This window comes from Allomesorhizobium aridi, from assembly GCF_043769475.1.
GTDB lineage: Bacteria > Pseudomonadota > Alphaproteobacteria > Rhizobiales > Rhizobiaceae > Allomesorhizobium.
In genome coordinates this window covers 638,992-653,539 of the sequence record NZ_CP171729.1, presented here as the reverse complement: position 1 = coordinate 653,539, position 14,548 = coordinate 638,992, and the positions used below count along the sequence as shown (strand labels likewise).

Annotated in this window: 17 protein-coding genes; 8 read left to right on the top strand and 9 right to left on the bottom strand. The window is 64.2% G+C overall.

Annotated features, from left to right (window positions below):
• The first annotated feature begins 105 nt into the window (after positions 1-105).
• A complete protein-coding gene (locus ACG873_RS05140; RefSeq protein WP_394890744.1) occupies positions 106-702 on the top strand; it encodes a TetR/AcrR family transcriptional regulator in 597 nt (198 codons plus the stop codon).
• Between the two features lie 147 nt (positions 703-849).
• Here the strand turns inward: ACG873_RS05140 and ACG873_RS05135 are convergent, their stop codons facing one another.
• On the bottom strand, positions 850-1,776 hold the full coding sequence (locus tag ACG873_RS05135) for a DnaJ C-terminal domain-containing protein (RefSeq protein ID WP_394890743.1): 927 nt from the start codon (positions 1,774-1,776) through the stop codon (positions 850-852).
• A gap of 73 nt (positions 1,777-1,849) precedes the next feature.
• Positions 1,850-2,317: an RT0821/Lpp0805 family surface protein gene (locus ACG873_RS05130; protein WP_394890742.1), complete on the bottom strand. Its 468-nt coding sequence runs from the start codon at positions 2,315-2,317 to the stop codon at positions 1,850-1,852.
• Positions 2,318-2,357: 40 nt separating this feature from the next.
• Between ACG873_RS05130 and pdxH the strand changes: the two genes are divergently transcribed.
• Positions 2,358-2,975 carry a pyridoxamine 5'-phosphate oxidase gene (gene pdxH, locus ACG873_RS05125; RefSeq protein ID WP_394890741.1) on the top strand — a complete coding sequence of 206 codons (618 nt, stop codon included), beginning with the start codon at positions 2,358-2,360 and terminating at the stop codon, positions 2,973-2,975.
• Between the two features lie 35 nt (positions 2,976-3,010).
• On the opposite strand, the gene ACG873_RS05120 is transcribed toward pdxH, so the two are convergent.
• From ACG873_RS05120 to ACG873_RS05100, 5 genes are all read right to left on the bottom strand, one after another.
• Complete coding sequence (locus ACG873_RS05120; protein WP_394890740.1) at positions 3,011-3,424, bottom strand: type II toxin-antitoxin system VapC family toxin; 414 nt, start codon at positions 3,422-3,424, stop codon at positions 3,011-3,013.
• A complete protein-coding gene (locus tag ACG873_RS05115) occupies positions 3,421-3,669 on the bottom strand; it encodes a type II toxin-antitoxin system VapB family antitoxin (RefSeq protein WP_394890739.1) in 249 nt (82 codons plus the stop codon). Before ACG873_RS05115 ends, ACG873_RS05120 begins: the two co-directional genes overlap by 4 nt.
• A 119-nt stretch (positions 3,670-3,788) precedes the next feature.
• The gene (locus tag ACG873_RS05110) at positions 3,789-4,745 is read right to left on the bottom strand and encodes an adenylate/guanylate cyclase domain-containing protein (protein WP_394890738.1); all 957 of its coding nucleotides are present in this window, start codon (positions 4,743-4,745) and stop codon (positions 3,789-3,791) included.
• Positions 4,746-4,849: 104 nt separating this feature from the next.
• A complete protein-coding gene (locus tag ACG873_RS05105; RefSeq protein ID WP_394890737.1) occupies positions 4,850-5,605 on the bottom strand; it encodes a crotonase/enoyl-CoA hydratase family protein in 756 nt (251 codons plus the stop codon).
• Between the two features lie 24 nt (positions 5,606-5,629).
• The gene (locus ACG873_RS05100; protein ID WP_394890736.1) at positions 5,630-7,408 is read right to left on the bottom strand and encodes an acyl-CoA dehydrogenase; all 1,779 of its coding nucleotides are present in this window, start codon (positions 7,406-7,408) and stop codon (positions 5,630-5,632) included.
• A 225-nt stretch (positions 7,409-7,633) separates the two neighbouring features.
• Between ACG873_RS05100 and ACG873_RS05095 the strand changes: the two genes are divergently transcribed.
• The 4 genes from ACG873_RS05095 to ACG873_RS05080 all read left to right on the top strand — a co-directional run bounded on the left by ACG873_RS05095 (position 7,634) and on the right by ACG873_RS05080 (position 10,803).
• Entirely contained in the window at positions 7,634-7,864 is a 231-nt protein-coding gene (locus ACG873_RS05095; RefSeq protein WP_394890735.1) for a hypothetical protein, read from the top strand.
• Between the two features lie 50 nt (positions 7,865-7,914).
• A complete protein-coding gene (locus tag ACG873_RS05090; protein WP_394890734.1) occupies positions 7,915-9,087 on the top strand; it encodes a glycoside hydrolase family 25 protein in 1,173 nt (390 codons plus the stop codon).
• 60 nt (positions 9,088-9,147) lie between these two features.
• Positions 9,148-10,038 carry an aminoglycoside phosphotransferase family protein gene (locus tag ACG873_RS05085; protein ID WP_394890733.1) on the top strand — a complete coding sequence of 297 codons (891 nt, stop codon included), beginning with the start codon at positions 9,148-9,150 and terminating at the stop codon, positions 10,036-10,038.
• A 198-nt stretch (positions 10,039-10,236) separates the two neighbouring features.
• On the top strand, positions 10,237-10,803 hold the full coding sequence (locus ACG873_RS05080; RefSeq protein ID WP_394890732.1) for a T4SS efffector SepA family protein: 567 nt from the start codon (positions 10,237-10,239) through the stop codon (positions 10,801-10,803).
• A 97-nt stretch (positions 10,804-10,900) separates the two neighbouring features.
• On the opposite strand, the gene purD is transcribed toward ACG873_RS05080, so the two are convergent.
• Entirely contained in the window at positions 10,901-12,199 is a 1,299-nt protein-coding gene (purD, locus tag ACG873_RS05075; RefSeq protein ID WP_394890731.1) for a phosphoribosylamine--glycine ligase, read from the bottom strand.
• Positions 12,200-12,308: 109 nt separating this feature from the next.
• Here purD and ACG873_RS05070 point away from each other — a divergent pair, with 109 nt between their 5' ends.
• Both ACG873_RS05070 and ubiA read left to right on the top strand, forming a co-directional pair.
• Entirely contained in the window at positions 12,309-12,746 is a 438-nt protein-coding gene (locus ACG873_RS05070) for a nucleoside kinase (RefSeq protein WP_394890730.1), read from the top strand.
• Between the two features lie 166 nt (positions 12,747-12,912).
• Positions 12,913-13,896: a 4-hydroxybenzoate octaprenyltransferase gene (ubiA, locus tag ACG873_RS05065; RefSeq protein WP_394893360.1), complete on the top strand. Its 984-nt coding sequence runs from the start codon at positions 12,913-12,915 to the stop codon at positions 13,894-13,896.
• Here ubiA and ACG873_RS05060 read toward each other — a convergent pair.
• Positions 13,891-14,463 carry a DUF6101 family protein gene (locus ACG873_RS05060; protein WP_394890729.1) on the bottom strand — a complete coding sequence of 191 codons (573 nt, stop codon included), beginning with the start codon at positions 14,461-14,463 and terminating at the stop codon, positions 13,891-13,893. The genes ubiA and ACG873_RS05060 overlap by 6 nt on opposite strands.
• Between the last annotated feature and the right edge of the window lie 85 nt (positions 14,464-14,548).

Sequence of the window (14,548 nt, the reverse complement as noted above, 5' to 3'; positions counted from 1 at the left end):
GTATGATATTGAACATGGTGTTCGGCATCTTCAATGGACGATGGAACGGCGATGTTCGTTATTGGACAATCGACGGCGCCTGTCCGGAAATTGTGGGTTGGACCAATGGTACAGGTAATGGATCGCCGCGCGGCACGTACGCAAAAGGCGCTTCACGGCGCGCTGATGTCGCTCATTGTGCGCAAAGGCTACGAGGCCATCACGGTCCAGGACATCATCGACGAAGCCGATGTCGGCCGCTCCACCTTCTATTCCCACTACACCGGCAAGGAAGATCTGCTGCGCAGCGGCTTTCAGATGTTACGCGCGGAGTTGGCGGAGGCACAGGCTACCGCTGGCTCAAAGACCCGGGGGGTGCAGGACGAACCTCTGGGATTCAGCCTCGCCATGTTCGAACATGCCTGCGAATACAGGCACATTTACAAGGCGCTTCTCGGCGGGCGCGGCAGCGTGATTGCGGTCAACGAGATTCGCCGAGTTCTTTCCGAGATTGTGAAGAAGGAGCTGTCAGTCGTCTCTGAAAACGACACGGTCCCTCAAGACCTCCGTATCCAGTTTGTAGTCGCCGCGTTCCACGCGGTGCTGACGTGGTTGCTTGAGCGAAGGCCCAGGCTGACACCGTCTCAGGTCGACGTGATGTTCCGCCGTCTCGTGCTCGACGGCATCGGGCCGTCGGGTCGCGACATATCTGGCCAAGGCTGAGCTTGTAACCGTTTCCACACCCTCTATCGCCCTTCCGGCATCTCGGATGAATGTCTGGAAGAGGTCAGGGTTTGCCCCGAGTCTCTGCGGGCGAACTTCTGGATAAAGCCAGAAGCCGAAATTCATGCCCCAATGCCCGAAGCGCGCTTACTCCCGCTTCTTCATCAGCGCTTCCAATTCGGCATCGTAATGCTGCGGCAGCATGATGCGGACATGCGCGTAGAGATCGGCGTTGCCGCCGATCTTTTCAGGCAGCCCGCGGCCCTTGAGGCGAAGCACCTTATCGGAGCTCGACCAGGCGGGAACGTTGAGCGCCAGCCGGCCGGTCGGCGTCTCGACCCGCACCTTGGCGCCCAGCACCGCATCGGCCAGCGAGACGGGCAGGTCGGCATGCAGGTCGCGGCCTTCGACGCGGTAGCGCGGATGGCGGCGGAAGCGGATCTTCACGAGCGCGTCGCCCGGGCCGCCAAGACCCTGCTCGCCCTGCCCCTTGAGGCGGATCGTCTGACCGTCCTCGACATAGCGCGGCAGCTTGACGGCGAGCTTGCGCCCATCCGGAAACATCGCGTTGACCTTGGCCGCGGTCGCGGCCTCTTCAATGGTGATGTCCAGCGTGGCGTTTAGGTCAGCGCCGGCATGGGGCCGTGGCCCGCCACCCATTCCAGGCCTTGGGCCCGCCTGCGAAAAGCCTTGTCCGAAAATCTCGCTGAAAATGTCGGCGCCGGCGAAGGGATCGTCGCCGGGGCCTCCGGTGCGGAACTCGAACCGGGTCCGGCCCGGCCCCTGCTGCTGGCGCCGGAACCCGGCGAACGGGTCCGCTCCGCCGGGATGGCCTTCGAAACCCTGGAACCGCGGCTTGCCCGAAGCGTCGATCTCGCCGCGATCGTAAGCCGCCCGATTCTTCTCGTCGCCGAGAATCTCATAGGCCTGGCTCGCGGCGGCGAACTGATCCTTCGACTTCGGATCGGGATTCTGGTCCGGATGGTGCTTCTTGGCGAGCTTCCGGAACGCCGATTTTATGTCCTTGGCCGATGCGTCCTTGGCAACGCCCAAAACTTCGTAGGGATCGCGCATTCTTCCTGCCTAAAATTCAGATTGCGCGTTCTATATGCGCTTGCGTAGGAAGAAATTCCAGTCCGCGGCGACCCTACAAGGCCTTGAATGCCTCCATGCGCCAAGCCCCGGGCGCGGCCATGCAGATCTCGCCCCGGTAGAGGCCGACGCCGTCGAAGCTCTCGCGCGAAGTGGTGAAGCGGCGGCAAAGCGCGCCGTCTTCCTGGTGCTCTGCTAGCGCGGTGATTGCGCCGCGCGAGCCTGTGCCGGCATTGGCCCATGGCAGCGGCGCGCCGGCCAGCCCCTCGATGTCGGCCGACGACACCGCATTGCGGATCGTCACCTCGTCGGACAGGCGCTCCGGATCGGCGATCGGGGCTCCGCGTTCGGAAATATCGCCAGTCAGGATTGTCTTGTCGACCTCGGCCTTTTCGAGGCTGAAGCCGCCGGAGGCGCAGGCGCAGAGTGGCAGCATGGCGGCCGCGAGCAGCGCCGCATTCAGGCTCAGTCGCTTCCGCGCATATGGAAATCGACCTCCAAACGCTTGCGCGGCGCGCGACAATCGGCAATCTCCCCGGACCAACCCAAACAGAGCTGAAACTATGAGCCAGACAGAGTTAACAAGCGGTGACTTCACCGAGGCGGCGGAGCCTTTCAGGCTGTTTGCCGAATGGCTCGACGATGCGGTGAAGAGCGAGCCGAACGACCCCAACGGCGTCGCGCTGGCGACGGTCGACGAGACCGGCATGCCCAATGTCCGGATGGTGCTGCTCAAGGGTTTCGACGAGCAGGGTTTTGTTTTCTACACCAACCTCGAAAGCATCAAGGGCCGCGAGATCCTCGCCTCCATGAAAGCGGCGATGTGCTTCCACTGGAAATCGCTGCGCCGCCAGGTGCGGGTACGCGGGCCTGTCGAGATCGTCAGCGACGCAGAGGCCGACGCCTATTACGCGACCCGCCCGCGCGGCAGCCGCATCGGCGCATGGGCCTCGAAACAGTCGCGTCCGCTCGAAAGCCGCTTCGCGCTGGAAAAGGCGGTCGCCGAGTACACCGCCCGCTATGCGATCGGAGAGATCCCGCGTCCGCCCTACTGGTCGGGCTTCCGCATCGTTCCGGAGACGATCGAATTCTGGCACGACCGCCCGTTCCGCCTGCACGACCGCGTCATGTTCAGCCGCACGGACGCCGGCGTATGGGAGAAGACGCGGCTTTATCCGTAAGGGGCGGTCGACGGGGCTCTGCTGCCGTTGCGCGTTCAGAATTCCCAAGGCGAGATCAGCTCAAGACCCGCTGTTTGGAAATGCCTCTGGTTGCGGGTGGCCAGGCGTCCACCGTTCACGCGCGTGATAGCGGCGATCATCCCGTCCGGCGCGGACATTTCCCTGCCCCGACGTCTGGCGGCACCCATGATTTCGCCATAGGCTAAGGCCGCTTCCTCCGTGAGACCGAAAATGCGGTCGGCAAACCGCCGCCGCCAATCTGAAAGGCCTTTCTCTAGGCGGTCGGCACGTTCGTCGGGTCGGATCTTGTGTATGCCGTAGGCGATCTCGCCGATCGTTATCGTGGGCAACGCAAGCTCGGCATCGTGGTGCGTTAGCCAAGCGATAACCGCTTCGTCAGGCTTATTCTTAAGCGTCTCCGAGATCACGTTGGCATCCAGAAATATCAAAGATCGATGCCCTTATGCCCTTGCCGTCCTTCTTTGATGACCTCTTCGAGGTCGATATCGGTAGCACTGCTTGCCCTCAGGCGCGCGTAGAAGGAGCGCGCCGGTTCGCGACCTGCTTCCCGAACCTCATATGACTCGAGAGCACGCTCGACCACGTCGGCTATCGAACGATTCTCCCGTCGGGCAAGGCGGTGCGCAAGATCACGCGCCTTGGCGCTTCGTACTGAAAGCTGCGGTTCCGCCATGTCGAACTCCTTTCAGGGTAGAAATATAGCGCACCAGCTCTGCCATCAAGATGGCAGACGATGGCAAGCCACCAAAAGCCGTTACGCTAGCATCGCGGTTAAAAGGCAGGTTGAGTTACTCACCGCGCCTGTCGTCTGCGCCCCGGCCCGGTGATCCAACGTACGCCCGCCGCGACCGATATGACGAGTAGCGGCCACGCCGCCCAGAATTCCCCGCTCCAGGAAAAAAGATTGACCGTCGTCACCCCGAGCCCGACGACGCCCAGCGCCGCTAATACCGGGTCGATCCGTTTGGTGGTTCGCGCCCAGACCAGCCCGGCCAGCATGGCGAACCCAAAAAGCGGCCATCGCGCCCAGAACTCGCCTTCCCATGAAAGCAGATTGACGACTAGCGGGATGGCGGCGACGAGGCCAAAAAGCGCCATTTTCCGGCTGATCGCCGGGCTTCTGGCGAGGTTCGGGGCGACGGAACCGCGCGCCGGCGGCGCGGACTGGACCGGCTGCCGTCCCCATTCGGTCTGAGGCTCCTTCGGCTCCGGCTCGGCGGCGGGAGTGCCGCCGATCCTGACGGCGTAGCTCGGCACCGCCTCGTCGATGTTCTTGACGGAAAGTTCGCCCAGGAACTCGAAGCCGACCGTCATCTTGTTGCGGACCTGATCATAGACGGTGTTCGAGATCACGATGCCGCCCGGCGCGGCCGACGCCTGCAGGCGCGCGGCGATGTTGACGCCGTCGCCATAGAAGTCGTCGCCTTCGACGATCACGTCGCCGAGGTTGATGCCGATCCGGAACAGCATGCGCGTGTCAGTAGGCAGGCCGGAGTTGAACTCGGCCAGTTCGTTCTGGACGTCGACCGCGGCGCGCACCGATTCCACCACGCTCGGGAACTCGGCGATCAGCCCGTCGCCCCAAGTGTTGACGACGCGGCCGGAATGGGCCTCGATCAGCCGCGCCATGGCGTCCCGGTAGCGCTTGAGGATGGCGAGTGTTCCCTCCTCGTCGGCGGCCATCAGGCGGGAATAGCCCTGCACGTCAGCCGAGAAGATGGTGGTCAGCTTGCGGCGCGTCGTGGACATCACGGTCTGGCCTCCCTCGGAAGCGACATCGGATTGCTACCCCGCCGGCAGCCCCTGCAATATCGGCGTCTGGCGACGCCGGCGCAATGCCCCGCAGCAGAATTTCATCCCGCCTTCTTTCGCTCCATGAAGGCGACGAAAGCCGTCTTGGCCTCGTTGGATTTCAGCCGCTCCTGGAAGTGCGCGCCTTCTTCCTTGATACGGGCGACGACGTCCTCGCGCGAGCCGCGCATCAGGTCGCGGGCGATCTTCAGCGCCTCGGGCGGCTTGGCGGCTATCGCCGCGGCTGCGGCGAGCGTATCGGCTTCTAGCTTGTCTTCTTCGACGACCGCGTAGATCAGCCCGGCGTCCTTCGCCCGCTCGGCCGAAAATCCTTCGCCGAGGCCTAGCAGCGCGAAGGCGTTCTGGCGGCCGAGCACCGCCGGCGCCAGCAGGCTGGACCCGGCTTCCGGCACCAGCCCCAGATCGACGAAAGGCGTCCTGAACAGGGTGCGCGGCGTTGCGAAGGTCAGGTCGCAATGCAGGTTGATGGTCGTGCCTATGCCGACGGCGATGCCGTCGACGCCGGAGACGACCGGCTTCTGCGCCGTCGCCAGCGCGAGCAAAAAATCCCAGACTTCCGTGCCGCCCTCGCCGCCCATGGCGACGGCCATGAAGTCGGCCAGGTCGTTGCCCGACGAAAACGCGCCCGGCACGCCGAAGAACACATGCACACGGACCGCAGGATCGGCATCGCCCGCCGCAAGTGCACCCGCCATCTCGGCATACATTTTCCGCGTGATGGCGTTCTTCTTGTCCGGCCGGTTCATCCGGATGATCTGGATCGCCCCCCGCCGCTCGATGATGATGTGCTCGCTCATTGCCGGTGAATCCTTTCGCGGCGGTCAGCCATGGATCAGTGTTTTCGCGGCGGCGGCCAGGCTTTCGGCTCCGCCGACCACCCTGTCCTTGAGAGCCTTGGTCTCGCCAAGCAGGTTCTCGGCGAAGAAGCGGCAGAGCGCCGTCCGCTCCCCGCTGCTCCCGGCCACGGCTCCGCGCGCGAGATAGGCGGCGCCCGCCGTCAGCGCGAACAACCTGAGATAGGGCGTGGCACCCGCAAGCGCGTCGTCCGTTCTTCCGTCGGCAAGGCGGCTCTGGAGATGGCGCGTCGCACTGGTCAGGCTGTCGAGCGCCTGCTCAAGAAGTAGTGCGGTTCGCCCGAAGCCGTCGCGGTTCGATGCCGCGACCGCGTTTGCGATCTCGTCGAGTTCGCCGATATAGCCGAACACATGCTCGCCGCCGCCGAGCGGGAGCTTGCGCACCACGAGGTCGATCGCCTGAATGCCGTTGGTGCCTTCGTAGATCGGCGCGATGCGCGCGTCACGATAGAGTGCGGCAGCACCCGTCTCCTCGATGAAGCCCATGCCGCCATGCACCTGCACGCCGAGCGAAGCCACCTCCACGCCGATATCGGTCGAGAACGCCTTGGCGATCGGCGTCAGCAGATTTGCCCGATCCTGCCAGTGCGGCCTGTCGCCCGCCTCGCTGCCGCGCGCCATGTCGGTCGCATGGGCGCAACAATAGGCGATGGCGCGGGCAGCCTGCGTCAGCGCCTTCATGGTCAGGAGATTGCGCTGCACGTCGGGGTGGTGGACGATCGGCGCCATGCCCTCGCCGGCATAGCTTGAGGCCTTTCCCTGCCGTCGCTCATTGGCGTAGGCCAGCGCCTTCTGGAATGCCGCTTCCGCAACCGCCACGCCCTGCATGCCGACCGCCAACCGCGCATTGTTCATCATGGTGAACATGCAGGCGAGGCCGCGATTCTCCTCGCCGATCAGCCAGCCGACCGCGCCGGGCGCCATCCCTTCGGCAAAGCCGTCGCCATAAATCATCGTGCAGGTCGGCGAGCCGTGGATGCCGAGCTTGTGCTCTATGCTGGCGCAGAACACGTCGTTGCGCCGGCCAAGCGAGCCGTCCTTGTTCGGGATGAATTTCGGCACCAGGAACAGCGAAATGCCGCGCGTGCCGGCCGGCGCATCCGGCAGCCGGGCCAGCACCAGATGCACGATATTGTCGGTGAAATCGTGCTCGCCGTAGGTGATGAAGATCTTGCTGCCGAAGATGCGGTAAGCGCCGTCGCCGGCCGGCTCGGCCCGCGTGCGCAAGGCTGCGAGATCGGATCCGGCCTGCGGCTCCGTCAAATTCATTGTGCCCATCCACTCGCCCGACACCAGCTTTTCGAGATATTTCCGCTTCAGATCCTCGGAAGCGTGCTTCTCGATGGCTTCGATCGCGCCGATCGTCAGCGTCGGGCCGATGGCGAACGCCATCGAGCCGGAATTCCACATTTCGAGCGCCGCGACGCCGAGCATCATGGGCAGCGCCTGCCCGCCATATTCTTCCGGCGCCGACAGGCCGTTCCAGCCGCCCTCAACCCAGCGCCGGTAAAGCTCCTTCCAGCCGGCCGGCGTCGTCACAGCCGCGTCCTTCAGCACCGCGCCTTTCTCGTCGCCGATTTTTGCCAGCGGCGCGATTTCTTCCGAGGCGAAGCGCCCCGCCTCGGAAAGGATGGCGTCGACCAGGTCTTCGGTGAGATCGCCGAGCGCGCCATTGTCCAGCGCCGGCTTCAGGCCGGCGACGTGCTTCAGCGTGAAGGCGATTTCTTCGACCGGCGCGCGATACATTCCTGCCCCTCCTCCTCAAGCGTGATCCCGAAAAGTTGCAGACTTTTCGGGAAAGATCATGCGTCCAATCGACAACTCGCAGGCGGCCGCTATCCGCCGTAGCGTCCACACTAGCCAATTGTCGGTCGCAAGGGCTAGTTCCTTTTGACGTAAACGTCAAAAAATGGCGTGCGTATTGCGCATCGAATTGCTGGCGTTAAAAATGCTGCAAACAACAGGCAAAAAATGCTGGCAAGACCCGAAACCCGCCGCTGCATCGAATGCAGCCTGCCCTATGGCGCCACCGGCTTCTGGTGTTATCACGGCGATATCGACAACGGTCCCGCCTATTGGAGCGACCGCGGCATTCTCTGCTCGCCGAAATGCTCGCTCGCCCATTTCCGCAAGCGCGAGGCGGAAGGCAGCCTGCCCGACAGGCCGGCGCCCGATCCTTTCACCTTCATTCCAGGCAGATAAAAGCTCGGGACGGCACGCCAGCAGCATTTCATTAACCACGACAGGCAAGAATGACCGTTCACCCGCGGGGATTCTGCGCCTTGTTCGGCAAGACGGTTCGCCATTCTCTGATCTCGCTGACGCTAGGCGCGGCAATGGCGACGCAATTTGCGCCGGCCGCACTCGCGTCGGAGTTTTCCGAGCCGTGGAAGAAGAGCGACCGCGCGCTGGTGATCGACGCCTACGAATACAATTCGATCGACTGGGAAAAACTCGCCACCGACAAGCGCATCGCCGGCTTCATCAGCAAGGCCTCCGACGGCCTGCCGCCGCCCTATGCCTGCTCGGGCAACGAGACGGAAATCGCGCTCTGCAAGGCGCTGTTCAAGCGCCATGCGGTGACGCGCGAACTGTTCCACACCCGCCGGACCGTCGCCCGTGCGCTCGGCCTCGAATGGGGCGCCTACCATCTCGCTCGCCCCGGCAACCCGATCGACCAGGCAAACAATTTTATCGATTTCGCCGAACCCAGCCCGGACGATCTCCTGGCGCTCGATATCGAGGAGAACGACCCGGAAAAATGGATGTCGCTGGAGGACGCCGAGGAATTCGCGCGCCACGTCCATCGCCGCGTCGGGCGCTTCCCGATCCTCTACACCAACGGCACGACGGCGCAGCACATCGCCGACAACCGCGAAAAGTACCCGCTGCTGTCGCGCCTGCCGCTCTGGTACGCCCGCTACAAGCCGGAAATCGGCATGCATTTCCCGAAAGGCAATTGGCCGACCTACACGCTCTGGCAGTTCTCGGCGCAGGCGAACTGCAATGAGCGCCAGTGCCCCTACCGCGTTCCCGGCACGCCGCTCGACATCGACGTCAACGTCGCCTCGATGAGCGTGGAAAAACTGCGCCAGGCCTGGCCGTTCGGCGGCCTGCTCGACGTTCCCGTCGAGATGATCGCCAGCGTTCCAGTGCCCGTCGCGCGGCAGCAGGCGCTCGACGGCCATGTCGCGCTGTCCTACGCGCCGGTCGAGCAGGCAAGCGCCGCCGTCGCGCTAGCCTCCGCATTCCAGGTGCGCGGCCAGCACTATCCCGACAGATACGAAACGGGCTGGCTCCAGGCGATCGCAAGTTATTTGGCGTCGATCAGGAACGGCATGGTCGCTTGGGCCGGCATCGGAGACGCGCCGCCCGCCGGCATCGACCCGATCGTCACCGCCACGGTTCCGGAATCGCGGAACTAGAGATCAGCGGCGGATGGCGTTATTGGAAGGCGACCGCAGCAGAGAGCCTTTCCCGCCAGCATGACGATCGACCGGAAAGATATCGACGCAGCGCTCGTCAGCCGGCTGATCGCTGAGCAATTCCCCAAATGGGCCGGCCTGCCGGTCAGGCCGGTCGAGTTCGGCGGCTGGGACAACCGGACTTTCCATCTCGGCGACAGCATGACGGTGCGGCTGCCGAGCGCCGCCTCCTATGCGGCACAAGTGGAGAAGGAACAGCGCTGGCTGCCGAAGCTCGCGCCGCTCCTGCCGCTTCCGATCCCCACGCCGCTGGCGAAGGGCGAGCCGACCGACTTCTACCCCTGGCCGTGGTCGGTCTACCGGTGGCTCGACGGCGAGACCGCTTCGGTCGCACGCATCGACGACATGACGCGGTTCGCGACCGCGCTGGCCGAATTCCTCGTCGCCCTGCAGCGGGCCGGCGCCACCGGCGGGCCGACGCCCGGCAAGCACAATTTCTTTCGCGGAGGATCGCTGACCGTCTATGACGGCGAAACCCGGCGCGCGATCGCAGCACTCGACGGCGCGATCGACACCGGTGCGGCGACGGAGATCTGGGAAACCGCGCTTGCCGCGACTTGGTGCGGCGAGCCGGTGTGGGTGCACGGAGACGTGGCGGTCGGCAACCTGCTGGTCAGGGACGGACGGCTGAGCGCCGTCATCGACTTCGGCTCGTCGGCCGTCGGCGATCCCGCCTGCGACCTCTACATTGCCTGGACGTTTCTCGAAGGGGAAAGCCGCGAGGCGTTCCGCGCCGCAATGCCCGCCGACGAGGCGACCTGGGCGCGCGGCCGCGGCTGGACGCTGTGGAAGGCGCTGATCACCTACGCCGAGCACCGCGACGCCGAACCGCTTGGACCATGGGCGCGGCGGGTGATCGGGGAGGTGCTGGCGGACATCAGCGCGGGATGATGGCTCGACCGCGTTAGCGTTGAATCTGACTGGTGCCCTGGGTGGAAAACCTACTTCCGACCGCGAAGTTGAGGTTCGCTCGCTATCAGCCGAGTTCACTTCAATGATCCGATCGCTAGCCATTTATGTAACATATCCTTCTTTCGCGGATATTTATAATATGTTACATATCCTGCCGTGCAATCGAGGGGAGAAACCATGATGCCAGTAATTAGGATCAACGACGCCACCTTTGCCGACCTGAAGTCCATCGCGACTTGGTTCGGCACTAAAACACCTAGTGAAACTATCGATAGGATGGTGCGGGATGCAATGGATGAGCTCGGTATGGAGCGTGATGAAGAGCCGCAGGAGGCTGTGACCGTGACAAGCGATGGCGCAATGGAGTTTGATACCGCGCCGGGACTCACATTCACTAAACCACTCTCTGCCTCCGTGAACGGCAAGGCCATCCAGAGCCCCCGCTGGTCTAAAATCCTGTTGACAATGATTGCGCAGATTAAAGCCAAGGGATACGAGGGTGACAAACTGGTCCGCGAACTGCACGTCCCTGCGAAGCCAGAGCAGTACGAGGAAGACGGGTTCAAATATCACGCTAAACTTGGCATTTCGGTGCAGGGCCAGTCGGCGTCTGACGTGTGGAAGGAAGTGGACCGTCTCGCCAAAAAGTGGCGCATACCTGTCACGGTAGAGTTTTGGTGGCGGCAGAACCCCAAGGCGCAATACCCGGGGCGCACCGGGCTGCTTCGGTCGGGAAACGTATGAGCGAGACGCCGACTGCGGGGTCACGCCCGCAGCGGCTCTCTGGTCCGGGGTCCAGGAATGTAATACGGCAGCTTTCCACCCTGAGCAGAATCCCGGCTCAGTGCTGGCGCCAGTCGCGCGACAATAGACCGCCTTCCCTCTCCACCGCCCTGAACCCGATATCACGCCGGCAAAATCCCTCCGGCCAGTCGATCAGGTCGACCGCGGCATAGGCCTTCTGCTGCGCTTCAGTGACCGTCGCGCCCGTCGCCGTCACGTTCAGCACGCGCCCGCCATTGGCGATGATCTCGCCGTCCCGCTCGGCCGTGCCGGCATGGAATATCTCGGCGCCCTCGCCTGCTCTCTCCAGCCCGCGAATGACCGAGCCCTTTTTCGGCGTGCCGGGATAACCTTCGGCGGCCATCACCACGGTCAGCGCGGCCTCGTCGCGCCAGCGCACCGACATATGCGCCAGCTGCGCGTCGGCGGCCGCGCTGAGCAGCACCAGCAGGTCGTCCTTCAGCCGCATCATCAGCACCTGGGTTTCGGGGTCGCCGAAGCGGACATTGTATTCGATCAGTTTCGGCCCGTCGGCAGTGATCATCAGGCCGACGAACAGCACGCCGGAAAACGGCGCGCCCATCTCGGCCATGCCGCGCATGGTCGGCTCGACGATCTCGCGCATCGTCCGCTCGACCAGTTCGGGCGTCATCACCGGCGCCGGCGAATACGCGCCCATGCCGCCGGTGTTGGGGCCCGTGTCGCCCTCGCCGACGCGCTTGTGATCCTGCGCCGTGCCGAAGGGCAGCGCGGTCGCGCCGTCGCACAGGCAGAAGAAGCTCGCCTCCTCGCCGGTCAAAAATTCCTCGACGACGACCTCCGCGCCGGCACCGCCGAACGCGCCGTCGAAGCAGGAATCGACCGCTTCCAGCGCCTCGTCCAGCGTCATCGCGACGGTGACGCCCTTGCCCGCCGCCAGGCCGTCGGCCTTGACCACGATCGGCGCGCCCATCTTGCGGACGTAGGCCTTGGCGTCGGCGGCGCTGCCGAAGCGGCCATAGGCGGCGGTGGGGATGCCGTATCTTGCGCAGAGATCCTTAGTGAAACCTTTCGAGCCCTCGAGCTGCGCGGCGACTTTCGACGGGCCGAAGACGCGAATGCCGGCGGCGCGCAGGTCGTCGCCCAACCCCGCCACCAGCGGCCCCTCCGGCCCGACAACGACGAGATCGATCGCCTGCTCGCGGCAGAAACTCGCGATGGCCGCATGGTCGGCAATATCCAGCGCCACGAGTTCGGCCGCCTTAGCAATGCCGGGGTTGGCGGGGGCGGCATAGAGCTTCGTCAGCATCGGCGAGGCGGCCAGTTTCCAGGCCAGCGCGTGCTCGCGCCCGCCCGAGCCGATGAGAAGGACATTCATGGACTGACTCCAGTTTTGCGATCGACAATCTTCGCTAGACTTTGGCCGCTTATTAGGTCAAGCCGCCACCGCTTCGATATTTCGTGCACTCCGGGTGCCGGTAAGAACAATGGCGTCTGTCATCATTCATTTGAACGGTTGGCCCGGCGTGGGCAAACTGACGATTGCAAGGCTGCTGCGCGATAGTCTGGGCGCACGGTTGCTCGACAATCACACCGTTTTCAACGTTGCCTTCGCACTAACGGAATTTCGTTCGCCGGAATTCTACGCTGCGGCGCGGATTGTTCGGGACGCGGCCTTCGACTGCGCCTCCTCCGTCCCCCCGCATGTGCCGATCATCATGACCAACGCCGTCAGTAAGAGCGACTGGGGAGAGGAGAACTGGAACGCCATCAAGGCATTGGCGCGGCGAAGCAACCGGCGCCTCCTCGCAGTCGTCCTGTCCTGCGAGGAGGCCGAACAGGCTAAACGGATCGCATCTCCCGAACGCCGTTACCTTGGCAAGCTCAACGATCCGAAGGGATGGAGTCTGCGGGGCAGAGAATGATCGCGGAGGGCGCTGATTTCCTGCTGCGGCTGGACACCACACTTGTTCCGGCGGAGCAAAGCGCCAGACAAATCTGCGACTGGGCGCGAACGGTTGGCTGAGCGACGCGCCAACAGCGACAATGCCATCGCTTGACGCCTGCGCCCTTGCCTGCCACTCCATCTCAATGGAAACCATTCAATCGCGAACCGGCCAGGGCCGCGTCGCCGACGCGCCGAGCGGGCATTGGGTCTACCGTGCGCTGCCGCGCGGCATGTGGCCCTATGCGCAGCTTGCCAGATGGGATCGGCCGATCGGCTGGTGGTTGTTGTTGTGGCCATGCTGGTGGTCGACGGCGCTGGCCGCGACCGCCTTTGCCCGGCCGGGCGACCCGTTGCTGACGCTGCTGCCCTCGCCGGTCACCCTCGTCCTGTTCCTCATCGGGGCGGTCGCAATGCGCGGCGCCGGCTGCACCTATAACGACATCGTCGACGAGCGGATCGACGCGGAGGTCGAGCGCACCCGCTCGCGTCCGCTGCCTTCCGGCCAGGTCACGCGCCGGCAGGCCTGGATTTTTCTCATTGTCCAGGCGCTCGCCGGGCTCGCGGTGCTGCTGCAGTTCAACGGCTTCGCCATCGTACTCGGCCTTTGCTCGCTCGCAGTCGTCGCCATCTATCCGTTCATGAAGCAAATCACCAACTGGCCGCAACTCGTTCTTGGGCTTGCGTTTTCCTGGGGCGCGCTGATGGGCTGGGCGGTCGAGTTCGGCGATCTCGACGGCCCGGCCATCATGCTCTATCTCGGCTCGATCCTGTGGGTGATCGGTTACGACACTATCTACGCGCATCAGGACAAGGAGGACGACGCCATTGTCGGCGTGCACTCCACTGCGCGGCTTTTCGGCGAAAACACCAAGATCTGGCTTACCGGCCTCTACGGCTTCGCGCTGATGTTCTTCGCTGTCGCCTTCGCCGCGGCGGAAGCGCCGATGCCGGCGCTGGCCGGCCTCGTCGCCGCCGGCGCGCATATGGCGCGCCAGATCTACGTGCTCGACATCGACAATTCCGACCAGTGCCTGAAACTGTTCAAGTCGAACACGATGGTTGGCTGGCTGATCTTCCTCGGGCTCGTCGGCGGCGGCGCCTGGATGGCGTTGAAGCCGCTTCTATAGATCGTCGCGCGCGATGATCTCCGCGCCGTCGACAACCAGCCTTAGACCAAGATTGCCGGCCTTGCGCCTGGCGAGGAAGCGCGGCCGGCGCATCGGCGTGACGCGCCCCTTGCGGCGCTCCTGCGGCGGCAGCGCCTTGATTGCCGCGCCGAGCGATTCCTCCAGCGTCCGAGCGATGCCGTCGGCCTCGATCAAAAGCATTGGCAGGCGGTAGGCTTCGGCCCAGGCGCGCCAGTCGGCGGCGACGTCGTCGAGATCGTCGGCGACCAGCAGCGGCACCGATAGCATCGGATCGTTGTGCAGCAGTTCCAGCGTCACGGTCACCGTGCCGTGCTCGTCCTCCAGCGCCCGTGCGGCGACGCCGCGGAACGCGTTGGCCGGCAGCGCCACCGTCACCGGCAGGCCGCTCATTTCGAGGATGCGCCGCAGCACTGCGCCGCGATGATCGATGGTGAAGGTCACATCGCCATAGGCGTCGCGGGTTGCGTAGCTGACCATTTGCGGCAGACGAAACGGGTCGAGACGCATGTTGCGTCCCGCCCAGACTGGCTTCAGTCCGATGCTCATTGAGTGCGCCTTCTTCCTGTTACTCCTGAGAGCCGGTTTCCGGTCTCTCCGAACCGGTTTTTCCCGGTCTCGTTATGGGAAGAAG

Coding starts and splice junctions, on each gene's coding strand:
- ACG873_RS05135 (WP_394890743.1), bottom strand. CDS start 1,776: ATGCGCGATCCCTACGAAGTTTTGGGCGTTGCCAAGGACGCATCGGCC.
- ACG873_RS05090 (WP_394890734.1), top strand. CDS start 7,915: ATGACCGTTCACCCGCGGGGATTCTGCGCCTTGTTCGGCAAGACGGTT.
- ACG873_RS05085 (WP_394890733.1), top strand. CDS start 9,148: ATGACGATCGACCGGAAAGATATCGACGCAGCGCTCGTCAGCCGGCTG.
- ACG873_RS05080 (WP_394890732.1), top strand. CDS start 10,237: ATGATGCCAGTAATTAGGATCAACGACGCCACCTTTGCCGACCTGAAG.
- ACG873_RS05110 (WP_394890738.1), bottom strand. CDS start 4,745: ATGTCCACGACGCGCCGCAAGCTGACCACCATCTTCTCGGCTGACGTG.
- ACG873_RS05100 (WP_394890736.1), bottom strand. CDS start 7,408: ATGTATCGCGCGCCGGTCGAAGAAATCGCCTTCACGCTGAAGCACGTC.
- purD (WP_394890731.1), bottom strand. CDS start 12,199: ATGAATGTCCTTCTCATCGGCTCGGGCGGGCGCGAGCACGCGCTGGCC.
- ACG873_RS05070 (WP_394890730.1), top strand. CDS start 12,309: ATGGCGTCTGTCATCATTCATTTGAACGGTTGGCCCGGCGTGGGCAAA.
- ACG873_RS05060 (WP_394890729.1), bottom strand. CDS start 14,463: ATGAGCATCGGACTGAAGCCAGTCTGGGCGGGACGCAACATGCGTCTC.
- pdxH (WP_394890741.1), top strand. CDS start 2,358: ATGAGCCAGACAGAGTTAACAAGCGGTGACTTCACCGAGGCGGCGGAG.
- ACG873_RS05115 (WP_394890739.1), bottom strand. CDS start 3,669: ATGGCGGAACCGCAGCTTTCAGTACGAAGCGCCAAGGCGCGTGATCTT.
- ubiA (WP_394893360.1), top strand. CDS start 12,913: ATGGAAACCATTCAATCGCGAACCGGCCAGGGCCGCGTCGCCGACGCG.
- ACG873_RS05105 (WP_394890737.1), bottom strand. CDS start 5,605: ATGAGCGAGCACATCATCATCGAGCGGCGGGGGGCGATCCAGATCATC.
- ACG873_RS05095 (WP_394890735.1), top strand. CDS start 7,634: ATGCTGGCAAGACCCGAAACCCGCCGCTGCATCGAATGCAGCCTGCCC.
- ACG873_RS05140 (WP_394890744.1), top strand. CDS start 106: ATGGTACAGGTAATGGATCGCCGCGCGGCACGTACGCAAAAGGCGCTT.